Annotated in this window: 11 protein-coding genes; 3 read left to right on the top strand and 8 right to left on the bottom strand. The window is 68.4% G+C overall.

Annotated features, from left to right (window positions below):
- Positions 1-65 precede the first annotated feature (65 nt).
- Genes P7644_RS01990 through P7644_RS01975 form a run of 4 tightly spaced genes read right to left on the bottom strand, consistent with a single transcriptional unit; the run spans position 66 to position 3,666 of the window.
- Positions 66-746: an ABC-type transport auxiliary lipoprotein family protein gene (locus P7644_RS01990; protein ID WP_404301349.1), complete on the bottom strand. Its 681-nt coding sequence runs from the start codon at positions 744-746 to the stop codon at positions 66-68.
- 21 nt (positions 747-767) lie between these two features.
- Complete coding sequence (locus tag P7644_RS01985; RefSeq protein ID WP_404301348.1) at positions 768-1,745, bottom strand: MlaD family protein; 978 nt, start codon at positions 1,743-1,745, stop codon at positions 768-770.
- On the bottom strand, positions 1,745-2,545 hold the full coding sequence (locus P7644_RS01980; protein ID WP_404301347.1) for an ABC transporter ATP-binding protein: 801 nt from the start codon (positions 2,543-2,545) through the stop codon (positions 1,745-1,747). Before P7644_RS01980 ends, P7644_RS01985 begins: the two co-directional genes overlap by 1 nt.
- Before the next feature lie 2 nt (positions 2,546-2,547).
- Entirely contained in the window at positions 2,548-3,666 is a 1,119-nt protein-coding gene (locus P7644_RS01975) for an MlaE family ABC transporter permease (RefSeq protein ID WP_404301346.1), read from the bottom strand.
- A gap of 433 nt (positions 3,667-4,099) precedes the next feature.
- On the opposite strand from P7644_RS01975, the gene P7644_RS01970 reads away from it, so the two are divergent.
- The 3 genes from P7644_RS01970 to rocF all read left to right on the top strand — a co-directional run bounded on the left by P7644_RS01970 (position 4,100) and on the right by rocF (position 7,871).
- Positions 4,100-5,794 carry a GMC family oxidoreductase gene (locus tag P7644_RS01970; protein ID WP_404301345.1) on the top strand — a complete coding sequence of 565 codons (1,695 nt, stop codon included), beginning with the start codon at positions 4,100-4,102 and terminating at the stop codon, positions 5,792-5,794.
- A 386-nt stretch (positions 5,795-6,180) separates the two neighbouring features.
- Entirely contained in the window at positions 6,181-6,939 is a 759-nt protein-coding gene (locus P7644_RS01965; RefSeq protein ID WP_404301344.1) for a TSUP family transporter, read from the top strand.
- A 14-nt stretch (positions 6,940-6,953) separates the two neighbouring features.
- Positions 6,954-7,871 carry an arginase gene (gene rocF / locus P7644_RS01960; RefSeq protein ID WP_404301343.1) on the top strand — a complete coding sequence of 306 codons (918 nt, stop codon included), beginning with the start codon at positions 6,954-6,956 and terminating at the stop codon, positions 7,869-7,871.
- A 6-nt stretch (positions 7,872-7,877) separates the two neighbouring features.
- Here the strand turns inward: rocF and mrdA are convergent, their stop codons facing one another.
- The 4 genes from mrdA to P7644_RS01940 are packed head-to-tail and all read right to left on the bottom strand — an operon-like array spanning position 7,878 to position 12,347.
- Positions 7,878-9,821 carry a penicillin-binding protein 2 gene (gene mrdA, locus P7644_RS01955; protein WP_404301342.1) on the bottom strand — a complete coding sequence of 648 codons (1,944 nt, stop codon included), beginning with the start codon at positions 9,819-9,821 and terminating at the stop codon, positions 7,878-7,880.
- 19 nt (positions 9,822-9,840) lie between these two features.
- A complete protein-coding gene (gene mreD, locus P7644_RS01950; protein ID WP_404301341.1) occupies positions 9,841-10,362 on the bottom strand; it encodes a rod shape-determining protein MreD in 522 nt (173 codons plus the stop codon).
- Positions 10,359-11,276, bottom strand: a complete 918-nt coding sequence (gene mreC, locus P7644_RS01945) for a rod shape-determining protein MreC (RefSeq protein WP_404301340.1) — start codon at positions 11,274-11,276, stop codon at positions 10,359-10,361. The genes mreD and mreC overlap by 4 nt, the downstream gene beginning before the upstream one ends.
- Before the next feature lie 27 nt (positions 11,277-11,303).
- Positions 11,304-12,347: a rod shape-determining protein gene (locus tag P7644_RS01940; protein ID WP_404301339.1), complete on the bottom strand. Its 1,044-nt coding sequence runs from the start codon at positions 12,345-12,347 to the stop codon at positions 11,304-11,306.
- Positions 12,348-12,565: the final 218 nt, after the last annotated feature.

Genomic DNA, 12,565 nt, shown 5'->3' with positions numbered 1-12,565 from the left:
CTTCTACTCGTCGAAGGGCGCGAGCTTAAAGAGCCCGGGCGGGCCCGGCATTGACGCAGGTCACGTCAGCGGCCCTGCTGCTGCACCCAGTCCGCCAGTTCGTCGGCCACCTGCGTGGCGGCATCGGCCAGGGCCCGGGCGCCGCCGGCGGCGTCGGGCGTAGCAGCCGGGCGCTGGGCGATGAACAGGCGCTGGGCCACCAGGGTCTCGCCCCTGGCGCCGGCGTCGGCCAGCATGGCGCGCACGCGCACCAGGCCGGCGCTGGCGCCGGGGCTGCCGAAGACCTGGCTGAACTCCTCCAACTGCACGCGCAGCACACTGGGCAGGCGGCCCTGGTCCAGCCGCAGGGCCAGGCCGTCATCGCCCGAGAGTACGACGCGGCGCTGGCCCAGGCGCTCGCGCAGCGCCTGGGCCAGCAGGTCGGCGGGCGGCTGGCTCCAGCGCGCCTGGGTGTAGGGGCGCAGCTGCTGGGCGTTGGCATAGGCCAGGCGGTACAGCAGGGCGGCGCTGCCCTCGGGCAGGCCCACGGTGTCCACGGCGGCGAGCACGATGGGCGCCAGCGGCGCGGCCGGTTCGGCGCCAGCGGCCTGCATGGGGCCGGGGCCGAAGTCGTACACGTCGGCGCGCAAGGGCGGCGCCGGGAGCACGGAACAACCCGCCATGGCCAGGGCGAAAAATACCAAGCCAAAAGTGGCTCTAGCGCTTACTGCAAAAGCGTTACCAGCTATATTTTTCATACTCTTCATGGATCATCCTCCAGCGGCTTGTCAGGGCTGCACGGCCGGCGCGGCAAAGCCGGCCTCGCCCGGCCCGGCGGCCGCCCGCCCCGGGCCGTAGATGAGCGCCTGCGGGTTGTCGTTGATGCCGGTGGCGGTGCGGCTCAGGCGGCGCGCGGCGCGCGCGGTCTCGTCGGCGGCGCGGCCGACGTTCGGCAGCGTGGCGCGATTGAGCCGGTCGGCCGCGGCCGACAGCGCCTTGGCCCCGCCCGTGATTTCAGCGATGGCGCCACCTTCGGCATTCAGCGTGCGCACGGACTGTCGCACCTCGTCGGCCGCGCCGGCGGCGCTGGCGCCGGCCTGGCGCAGCGCCTGCAGGGTCTGCTGCGCGTCCTGCGTGAGCGCGGGCAGGCCGGCCAGCGCCGGGTCGAGCCGGGTGGTAACGGTGTTGTCCAGGCGCCGCGCCAGCTGGTCGATGCTGCCCGCGGCCGCGCCCAGCTGCTGCAGCGCCGCGGCAAAGCGCTGCTGGTTCTCGTCGCCCAGCAGTTGGTTGACGCGCTGCGTGGCCTCCTGCGCCTGGGCCAGGATGGCCGGGCCCTGCTCGGCCAGCTGGCTGAAGGGCGAGCTTTGCAGCGGCAGGCGCGGCAGGCCGCTGGTGCCTGGCTGCAGCTGCGGCAGGGGGGCATCGGCATCGTCGAGCTGGATATGCGCCAGGCCGGTCACACCCTGGTAGCCCAGCGTGGCAAAGGTGGTGGCGCCTATGGGCGCATTGTTGTTCACGGCGATGCGGATCAGCACATGGCCCGCGGCCTGCGGGTCAAAGCCTATGGCCTGGACCTTGCCCACGGCCACGCCCTTGTAGCGCACGGCCGCCTGGGGCTGCAGGCCGCTCACGCTTTCCTTGCTGGACAGCTCATAGACGCGGTAGTCGGTCTGATCGCGCGTGAGCCACATGGCCAGACCGGCGAGCAGCACCGCCACGATGATCACGAACAGGCCCGCGGCCAGGGCATGGGACTTGTTTTCCATCAGGCCTCCTTGAGCGGGGCTGCGGCGCCTGGCGGCTGCGCCATGGCGCGGCGGCCGCGCTCCCCCGCGAAATAGTGGTGAATGAAAGGATGGTCGAAGCGCGCCACCTCTTGCGGCGTGCCGCTGGTGATGACATGCCGGTCGGCCAGCACGGCCACGCGCGTGGACAGGGCGAACAGCGTGTCCAGGTCGTGCGTAACCATGATCACGGTGAGGCCCAGGGCCGCATGCAGCTCGCGCAGCAGGTCGCAGAACTCGTCGGCGCTGTTCGGGTCCAGCCCCGCCGTGGGCTCGTCGAGCAAGAGCAGCGGCGGGTCCATGATGAGCGCACGCGCCAGCGCCACGCGCTTGACCATGCCGCCGGACAGGTCGGCGGGCATGCGCGTGGCGTGCTCGGGTTTCAGACCCACCAGGCGCAGCTTGACCATGGCCGCATCCTGCACGAGCGCGGGCGGCAGCGTGCCCAGCTCGCGCAGCGCAAAGGCGATGTTGTCCAGCACGTTGAAGGCCGAGTACAGCGCGCCCTGCTGGAACAGCATGCCCACGCGGCTGCTGGCGCCGTCGCCGCCCAGCTCTGCCGCCGGCCGGCCCAGCACCGCCACGCTGCCGCGCGTGGGCCGGGTCAGGCCCAGGATATGGCGCAAGAGCACCGTCTTGCCCGTGCCCGAGCCGCCGACGAGCGACAGGATCTCGCCGCGGCGCACCGTGAGCTGCAGGTCCTCGTGCACGGTGAAGGCGGCCTCGCCCTTGCCGAAGACGGTGGCCAGGCCGCGAATGTCGACCACGGGTGGGGCAGGCATGCTCAGAATCCCAGGTTCCTGAAGGCCACCGCGAACAGCGCGTCCACGACGATGACCATGGTGATGGCGCTGACCACCGAGGCCGTCGTGCCCTGGCCCAGGCTCTGCGTGTTGGGCTGGACGCGCAGCCCCCAGTGGCAGCCGATGAGGGCGATGCACACGCCGAACACCACCGACTTGGCCATGGCCAGCCACAGGTTGGAGATCTTCACCGCGGCCGGCAGCATCTGCACGAAATAGGCCGAGGAGATGCCCATGGTCAGGTCCGCCGCCAGCATGCCGCCGGCCAGCGCCGCCAGCGTGGTCCACAAGGCGATGAGCGGCATGGCCAGGCCCAACGCCAGCGCACGCGGCAGCACCAGGCGAAAGCCATGCGCGATGCCCATGACGCGCATCGCGTCCAGCTCCTCGGTCACGCGCATCACGCCGATCTGCGCCGTGATGGCCGAGCCCGAGCGCCCCGCGACGAGGATGGCGCCCAGCATCGGCCCGAGTTCACGGATCAGCGAGATGCCCAGGATGTTGACGATGAAGGCCTCGGCGCCGAACTGGCGCAGTTGCAGGCTCATCAGATAGGCCAGCACCACGCCGATCAGAAATCCCACCAGCGCCGTGATCGGCAGGGCCTTGGTGCCCATCTGGTACAGGTGGCCCGAGATGTCGCGCCAGGGCCCGCGCAGCGGATTGCGCGCCAGCCGCAACACATCGAGCAGCAGCTGCCCCACCAGCAGCACCATATGGGCCACATGGTCCGCCGCGTGCAGCACCAGCTCGCCCAGGCGGTCGACCTGCTCGGACAGGCGCCAGGGGGCGGCGGGCACGGCAGGCATGGAAAACTGCGCCACGCGCTCCAGCATCTCGCGCTGCGCGGCGTTCAGCTCGATCTGCGCGGGCCAGGCGCGGCCCCAGTGGTTCCACAGGATCTGCGCGCCCACATGGTCCAGGCGCCCCATGCCCTCCAGGCTCCAGCCATGGCCGGGCCCGCAGGCCTTGAGCTCGCCGGCCAGGCGCCGCCAGGCCTTGCGCCCGGCAAAGGCGGCCGCCACCCAGTCCCCCTGCAGCAGCGCACGCGGCCGGACCTGGCCGTCTTGCACGACGGTGGGCGGGGTAATGGTGGACATGGTGGTGACAGGACTTGTATGCGTATGCGCCAAACCGATGCGGCGCATCATTTCACACAATGCACACAGGCATGGCAACGGGCGTGAAAAAACATCAAAAACGGCCTATAGCGCACGCCCACAAAGCGCAATAAGCAATCAAAATAATAGCATCCTGTGCTTTCCCTCTCGACACCTGGGCGCCGATCCGCACAATCCGCTCAGAGGTTGAGAATAAATTGGCCGTGCCCGAAAGGCGCGCCAAAACGCGCCCAATCGAGGCGCAAAACGCAGCCATGGCTCGGGCTATGGCGAGTATTTGCAACGATGAGTGGGGGTGCTTTGGCGTGCAAAGCAGGCATGGGGAATTTTTTCTCAACCTCTCAGCCTCTCCAGCAGCGCGCACCGGTTGATGCCACCCGGCGGCGCTTTTTTCTCACAGCCATCGGCCCCCATGAGCGACACCACTTTCGACTACATCATCATCGGCGGCGGCACGGCCGGCGCCCTGCTGGCCAACCGCCTGAGCGCAGACCCGCAAAGCCGCGTGCTGCTGGTGGAGGCCGGGCGCAAGGACGACTATCACTGGATCCACATCCCCGTGGGCTACCTGTACTGCATAGGCAACCCGCGCACCGACTGGCTCTACCAGACGGAAGCGGACGCGGGCTTGAACGGCCGCAGCCTGCGCTACCCGCGCGGCAAGACGCTGGGCGGCTGCAGCAGCATCAACGGCATGATCTACATGCGCGGCCAGGCGCGCGACTACGACCAGTGGGCCACGCTCACCGGCGACGACGCCTGGCGCTGGGACCAGGTGCTGCCGGCCTTCCGCCGCCACGAGGACCATTGGCGCCTGGACCAGCCCGGCGGCGCCGACGCGGCCTTCGAGCAGCTGCACGGCAACAAGCGCACCGGCAGCACGGGCGAGTGGCGCGTGGACCGGCAGCGCCTGCGCTGGGACATCCTGGACGCCTTCGCCCAGGCTGCGCAGCAGGCCGGCATTCCGGCCACCGACGACTTCAACCGCGGCTGCAACGAGGGCGTGGGCTACTTCGAGGTCAACCAGAAGAACGGCTGGCGCTGGAACACCGCCAAGGCCTTTCTGCGCCCCACCTGCTACGGCCGCGCCAACTTCGAGCTGTGGACATCCGCCCAGGCCACGCGCGTCATCACCGAGAAGCTGCCCGCAGGCAGCCTGCGCTGCAGCGGCGTGCAGGTGTGGACGGGCGAGGAAATGGTCACGGCCCACGCGCAGCAGGAGGTGATCCTCTGCGCCGGCGCCGTGAACTCGCCGCAGATCCTGCAGCTGTCGGGCATAGGCCCGGCGGCGCTGCTCAGGCAGCATGGCATAGACGTGGTGCTGGACCTACCCGGCGTGGGCGCCAACCTGCAGGACCATCTGCAGATCCGCGCCGTGTACAAGGTGCAGGGCGTGCCCACCTTGAACACCCTGGCAAGCAGCCTGGCGGGCAAGGCCAAAATCGGCCTGGAATACCTGTTCAAGCGCAGCGGCCCCATGAGCATGGCGCCCTCGCAGCTCGGCGCGTTCACGCGCAGCCAGCCCGACCTGCCGCATCCCAACCTCGAATACCACGTACAGCCCCTGTCGCTGGAGGCCTTCGGCGAGCCGCTGCACGGCTTCCCGGCCTTCACGGCCAGCGTCTGCAACCTGAACCCGACAAGCCGCGGCACGGTGGCCATCAAGAGCCCGGACTTTGCCGCAGCGCCCGCGATTGCGCCCAACTACCTATCCACCGCCGAGGACCGCCAGGTGGCGGCCGACAGCCTGCGCCTGACGCGCCGCATCGTCGCCCAGCCTGCCTTGGCACGCTACCGGCCCGAGGAATACAAGCCCGGCCCGCAGTACCAGAGCGACGAGGAGCTGGCGCGCCTGGCCGGCGACATCGCCACCACCATCTTCCACCCCGTGGGCACCACGCGCATGGGGCGCATGGACGATCCCATGGCCGTGCTCGACGCGCAGATGCGCGTGCGCGACGGCCAGGGCGGCGTGGTCGCCGGCCTGCGCGTGGTGGACGCGGGCGCCATGCCCACCATCACCAGCGGCAACACCAACTCGCCCACGCTGATGATGGCCGAGCTGGCAGCAGAGTGGATACGCAGGCCATCGCGGATGACGATGTGAAGCAACTTCGGCCACGAATACAGGCCACGGGAAATCACCGATACCCCACGCATGGGCGTCCGATTACATTGCATGCACTCGACGCGCGCCACGGCCCGCCACGCGAGGGGACCGAGGAGACAAACCCAAATCCAAGAACATCCAATCAATCAGGCATCCGCAACGAGATGCCACTTCACAAGGCACCTGCAACCCAGGTGCCTTTTTTATTGGCTCTGTCACCTGAACGTGTTGGCCCCCTCTAGCCGGAGGGCTAAGACGTTCTCGGCTCAACCCCGCGCCGTGCCTGGCTCTCAACGGAGATTCACTTTTTCATCAACACAAATAGGTGACAGGGCCTTTTTATTGCCCGGCAGCCTCCTAACCAACGTAGGACAATCCCGCGCATGGAATGGATCATCGTCTCGCTGGCCTCGCTGCTCGCCGGTTTCGTGGATGCGATCGTGGGCGGGGGCGGTCTGATCCTGTTGCCCGCACTGTTCGCCACCTTCGCCAGCGCCCCGCCCGCCACCCTGCTGGGCACCAACAAGAGCGCATCGGTCTGGGGCACGGCCATGGCCACCTGGCAGTACAGCCGCCGCGTGCAAATGCCCTGGCGCGCCATGCTGCCGGCGGCGGCGGCCGGGTTCGTGGGCTCGTTCTTCGGCGCCTGGGTCGTCACCCTGGTGTCGCCCGACTTTCTGCGCAAGCTGCTGCCGCTGGTCATGGTGACGGTGCTGGCCTATACCCTGGCCAAGAAGGATCTGGGCATGCACCACCAACCGCGCTGGAGCGGCCGCGCCGAGGCGCTGGCCGCCTGCGCGATCGGCGTGGTCATAGGTTTCTACGACGGCTTCTTCGGCCCCGGCACCGGCAGCTTCCTGGTCTTTGCCTTCGTGCGCCTGCTGGGCTATGACTTCCTCAACGCCTCGGCGTCGGCCAAGCTGCTCAACCTGGCCACCAACCTGTCGGCCCTGATCCTGTTCACCGCCAAGGGGCATATCTGGTGGCATTTCACCGTGCCCCTGGCCGTGGCCAACGTGCTGGGCAGCGTGCTGGGTACCTACATGGCCCTGCGCCACGGCACGGGCTTCGTGCGCGCCATCTTCATCCTGGTGGTGAGCGTGCTCATCCTCAAGACCGGCTACGACGCTTTTCTACGCTGAAGGAGACCCTGTCCATGGCTGACCTGACCCTGATCGGCGCCCCAACCGACGTGGGCGCCAGCGTGCTGGGCGCCAGCATGGGGCCGGATGCGCTGCGCATCGCCGGCATTGCCCGCGCCCTGCAGGCGCTGGAGCTGAACGTGCAGGACCTGGGCAACCTGAACGGACCGGGCAATCCGCAGGCGGCGCCCAACGGCGGCTTCAGGCACCTGGCCGAGGTGACGGCCTGGAACCAGGCGGTATTCGCCGCCACGCTGGCCACGCTAGAAGCCGGGCGGCTGCCGCTGCTCATGGGCGGCGACCATTGCCTGGCGATAGGCTCCATCAGCGCCGCGGCACATCACTGCCGTGCACGGGGCCGGCGCCTGAAGGTGCTGTGGTTCGACGCCCATGCGGATGCGAACACCCCGGCATCCTCGCCCAGCGGCAACCTGCACGGCATGCCCGTGGCCTGTCTGCTCGGCCATGGCCCGGCGCAGCTCACTGCGCTGGCGGGCCCGGGCACGGCGCCCGCGCTGCAGGCACGGCAGATCACGCTGATCGGCGTGCGCAGCGTGGATGCGACCGAAAAGCGCTTCGTCAACCAGCTGGGCATAGAGGTGTACGACATGCGCTGCATCGACGAGCTGGGCATGCGCGCCGTGATGCAGGCGGCACTGGCCGACGTGGACGAGAGCACGCACCTGCACCTGAGCTTCGACATGGACGGCCTGGATCCGACGATCGCACCCGGCGTGGGCACGCCGGTGCGCGGCGGCCCGAGCTACCGCGAAACCCAGCTGTGCATGGAGATGCTGGCCGACAGTGGCGCCCTGGGCTCGGTGGACATCATGGAACTGAACCCGGCGCTGGACCTGCGCAACCAGACGGCCGAGCTGGCGGTGGATCTGCTGGAGAGCCTGTTCGGCAAGTCCACGCTGATGCGTGCCTGAAGCAACTCAAGGCTCGGGCGTGACCGAAATCTCGTCGGCACGCCGCGGTACGCCCACAGGGGCCGATGCCTGGCCCTTGGCGACCGCCGCCAGGTCCTGCTCGCTGGGATACTGGCCCAACAGCCAGTAGTCGAACACACGGCGCACGATGGGCGCGGCGGCCGCGGCACCAAAACCGGCGTTCTCCACGATCACGGCCACGGCGACTTTGGGATCCTCCACCGGCGCGAAGGCGGCAAACAGCGAATGGTCGCGCTGGTGCTCCTCCAGCAGCCTGGCGTTGTACTTCACGTTCTGCCCCAGGCTCACGGCCTGGGCCGTGCCGGTCTTGCCGGCCGAGGTGTAGGGCGCGCCCAGAAACACGCGTCGGCCGGTGCCGGCCTGGTTCACGGCCATGAGGGCGTTGTTCACGATGGCCACGTTCCTGGGGTTGTAGCCCAGGTTTTCCCCCGGAGGCTGCTGCACCTCGCGCACCTGGCCGCTCACCTGGTCCTTCACGGCCTTGACCAGGTGCGGGCGGTGGCGTGTGCCGCCGTTGGCCAGCGTGGCCTCGGCCACGGCCAGCTGCAGCATGGTGAAGCTGTTGTAGCCCTGGCCAATGCCCAGCGACACCGTCTCGCCCGAATACCAGCGCTTGAGCTCCGGGCGCTTGTAGGCATTGCGCTTCCATTCCATGCTGGGCAGCACGCCGCGCACCTCGCCCCCTAAGTCGATGCCGGTGATCTGGCCGAAGCCCAGGGGCTTCATGAAGTCGTGGATGGCGTCCACGCCCATATCCACGGCCAGCGAGTAGAAATAGGTGTTGCTCGAATACTGGATGGCGCGGTGCATGTCCACGCCGCCCAGGCCGCCTTCATGGCTGCGGAAGCTGCGCCCGCCGTAGTTGAAGAAGCCGGGGTCGTTGTAGACCTGGGTGGGCGAGCGCTTTTTCAGCTCCAGCGCCGCCAGTGCCATGAAGGGCTTGTAGGTGGAGCCCGGCGGATAGGTGCCGCGCAGCGCGCGATTGAGCAGGGGCTTGTTGATGGACTCGTTGAGCGCCTGCCAGTTCTCCTGGTCTATGCCCTCGACGAACAGGTTGGGGTCGAAGGTGGGCTTGGACACCAGCGCCAGCACCTCGCCATTGCGCGGATCCAGCGCCACCAGCGCGCCACGGCGCTCGCCGAACATGTCCTCGATGAGCTTTTGCAGCTTGATGTCCAGCGACAGCATCACCGTATTGCCCGGCATGGCCGGATGGCTGTTCAGGCGCCGCACGGCATGGCCGCCGGCCGAGGTCTCCATGCGCTCGAAGCCCGTCTGGCCATGCAGCGTGGACTCAAAGCTCTGCTCCACGCCGAGCTTGCCGATGTAGTCCGTGCCGCGGTAGTTGGCTGCGTCCTCGGAGTCCTCGATGCGCTCCTTCTCGCGCTGGTTGATGCGTCCGATATAGCCGATGGCATGGCTCGCCACCTCGCCCATGGGATAGGTGCGAAACAGCCGCGCCTTGATCTCCACGCCGGTGAAGCGGTAGCGCTGCGCGGCAAAGCGCGCCACCTCCTCGTCAGTCAGACGCGTGCGGATCGGCAGGGAGTCGAAGCTGCGCGACTCCTCGCGCAGACGCTTGAAGCGGCGCCGGTCGCGCGCCTGGATGTCGACGATCTTGGCCAGCTCGTCTATGGTGCCCTCCAGGTCCATGGTGCGCGAGGGCGTGATCTCCAGCGTATAAGCCGAATAGTTGGTCGCCAGCACCACGCCATTGCGGTCCATGATCAGGCCGCGGTTGGGCACGATGGGCACGATGGCCGTGCGGTTGCTCTCGGCCTGCTCGGCCAGGTCTTCGTGGCGCACCACCTGCAGCACCAACAGGCGTGCCACGACGAGCCCGAAGGCCAGCAGCACCATCAGGCCGAGCACGAACACGCGCAGGCGAAAACGCCAGGCGTCGGCCTCTACATTGCGCAGCTCGGTCATGCGTCGGGATCCTGCATGCTCACAACGGCCGGTTGTCGTCCTGGTCCGGCGGGCGGCGCTGCGGCGCCAGCAGAACCCAGCTGACCAGCGGCCAGAGGGCCGTCTCCAGCAGCGGGGCCAGCGCCGCCTCCAGGCCGGGCAGGGTGCCGCCACTGGTCAGCGCACGCAAGGCCAGCGCCACGACATGGGCCGCAAAGAACAGCGGCAACAGCTGCAGGGCCTGCAGCAGCGGCCCGAACCACAGCAGGCGCCGATGTGTAAGCTGTGCGCCGAACATCAGGCCGCAATACACCAGCGCATGCTGGCCCAGCAGCGCGGACTGGCCCACATCGATGCACAGCCCCATGGCAAAGGCCACGCCCAGGCCCACGCGCTGCGGCTGGTGCATGCCCCAGAAGACGAGCAGCACCATGACCCAGTCCGGCGTCCAGACCACGCGCCCCAGCGGCAGCATGTTCAGCGCCAGGGCCGCCAGCAGGCTGGCGACGATGAAGGCGGGGCTCACGGGCAGCAGCAGCTGCTGGCCCTTGGGCATGATCATTTGCGCCCTCCCCGCTTCTGTGGCGCCGGCTCGGGCTCGGGGCGCGGCGGCAGCTCGTGCACGAGCGGCTTGAGCACCATCACATGGCGCGCGCCATAGACCTGGGCCAGGGGCGCGCAATAAATGCGCGCAAAGGTGGAGTCGGCACGACGCTCCACATGCACCACGCGCGCCACGGGCAGGCCCGGCGGGTACAGGCCGTCGACACCGCTGGTGGTGAGCACGTCGCCCTGCTGCACGTCGGCATTGCCGGGCGTGAAGCGCAGCTCCATGCCGCCACCCAGGCCCGCCACCGGATCGCCATAGGCCACGCTGCGCGCGCCGGTGCGCAGGTTGAGCACGGGAATGGCCTGGTCGCGGTCTATGAGCAGGGTGACTTCGCTGAGCATGGGATAGACGCGCGTCACCTGGCCCAGCACGCCGGAGGCATCGACCACCGGCGAGCCGGCCTGCACGCCGGCCAGCTGGCCGCGGTCAAGCATCACGCGGCGCGTGTACGGGTCTGCCGTGTCGTAGATCACCTGCGCGGCCTGCGCCGGCGTATCCAGGCGTGCGCGCAGGGCGAGCAGCTGGCGCAGCTCGGCGTTCTCGCGCAGCAGCTGCTCGGCCTCGCCCGCGCGCACGGACATCTGTGCCATCTTCTTCTGCGCCGCGTCCACGCCTTGCTGCGCGGCCTGCAGCGACTGGAAATACTGCGCCCCCTTGCCGGCCAGCTCCACCGGCTGCAGCATCAGCCACTGCAGCGGATACAGCACGGTGGCCACGGCCTTGCGCAGCGGCTCGGTGACGTGAAAGCGCGCATCCGCCACCATCAAAAACAGCGCCAAGGCGCTGTAGAGGGTCAGACGTGACAGCGCCGACGGCCCATGCTTGAACAGCGTGGGCGCCGAGCGGTCCAGGGTTCCCAGGGGCATGCGTATGGCCCGAGCGCGGCGCGCGCCTTATTCACTCGTGAAGATGCTGCCCTGGCGGTCCATGCGCTCCAGTGCAATGCCGCAGCCGCGCACCACGCAGGTCAGGGGCTCCTCGGCCACCAGCACGGGCAGGCCGGTTTCCTCGGCCAGCAGACGGTCCAGGTCGCGCAGCAGTGCGCCACCGCCGGTGAGCATCATGCCGCGCTCGGCGATGTCGGCGCCCAGCTCGGGCGGGGTCTGCTCCAGCGCCGTCTTGACCGCCGAGACGATCTGATTCAGCGGCTCGGTCAGCGCCTCCAGCACCTCATTGGAAGAAATGGTGAAGCTGCGCGGCACGCCTTCGGAGAGGTTGCGGCCCTTGACCTCCATCTCCTTGACCTCGGAGCCCGGGAAAGCCGAACCGATGTTTTTCTTGATCAGCTCCGCCGTGGGCTCGCCGATCAGCATGCCGTAGTTGCGGCGGATGTAGTTGATGATGGACTCGTCGAACTTGTCGCCGCCCACGCGCACGCTGCCCTTGTAGACCATGCCGCCCAGGCTGATGACGCCGACCTCGGTGGTGCCGCCGCCAATGTCCACGACCATCGAGCCCGAGGCCTCCGACACCGGCAGGCCCGCGCCAATGCCGGCGGCCATGGGCTCCTCGATCAGGTAGACGGCGGTGGCGCCGGCGGCCTCGGCCGCGTCCTTGATGGCGCGGCGCTCGACCTGGGTCGAGCCGCAGGGCACGCAGATGATGATGCGCGGGCTGGGCGTGAGCACCGAGCGCGGATGCACCATCTTGATGAACTGCTTGATCATCTGCTCGGTGATCACGAAATCGGCGATCACGCCGTCCTTCATCGGGCGTATGGCCTCGATATTGCCCGGCACCTTTCCCAGCATGGCCTTGGCCTCCCGGCCCACGGCCTGGATGACTTTCTTGCCGTGCGGCCCGCCCTCGTGGCGGATGGCAACGACCGAAGGCTCGTCGAGCACGATGCCCTTGTCGCGGGCAAAAATCAGGGTGTTGGCGGTACCAAGGTCAATGGCCAGGTCGGTAGAGAAGTACCGACGGAAAGCTCCGAACATTCAAGAATCCTCTTCAGGCACGGCATGCGCGTCGGCCTGCCATCGCCGGGTTTTTACAGGGTATTTGTGGACTTTTTTCGCACAATGACCGGCAATGTGGAGGTCTTGCGGCAAAGCCGGGATAATAACGCATCCCCTGTGAATAACTCCCTGCGCGGCGCGGCGCGGATGCTTGTTTACATACCGTTGCGCGCTTCCTCCCCCCTCCCATCCCCCTT

The organism is Alicycliphilus denitrificans (assembly GCF_044792555.1).
Lineage (GTDB): Bacteria > Pseudomonadota > Gammaproteobacteria > Burkholderiales > Burkholderiaceae_C > Alicycliphilus > Alicycliphilus denitrificans_A.
This window is presented reverse-complemented; position numbering and strand designations above follow the sequence as displayed.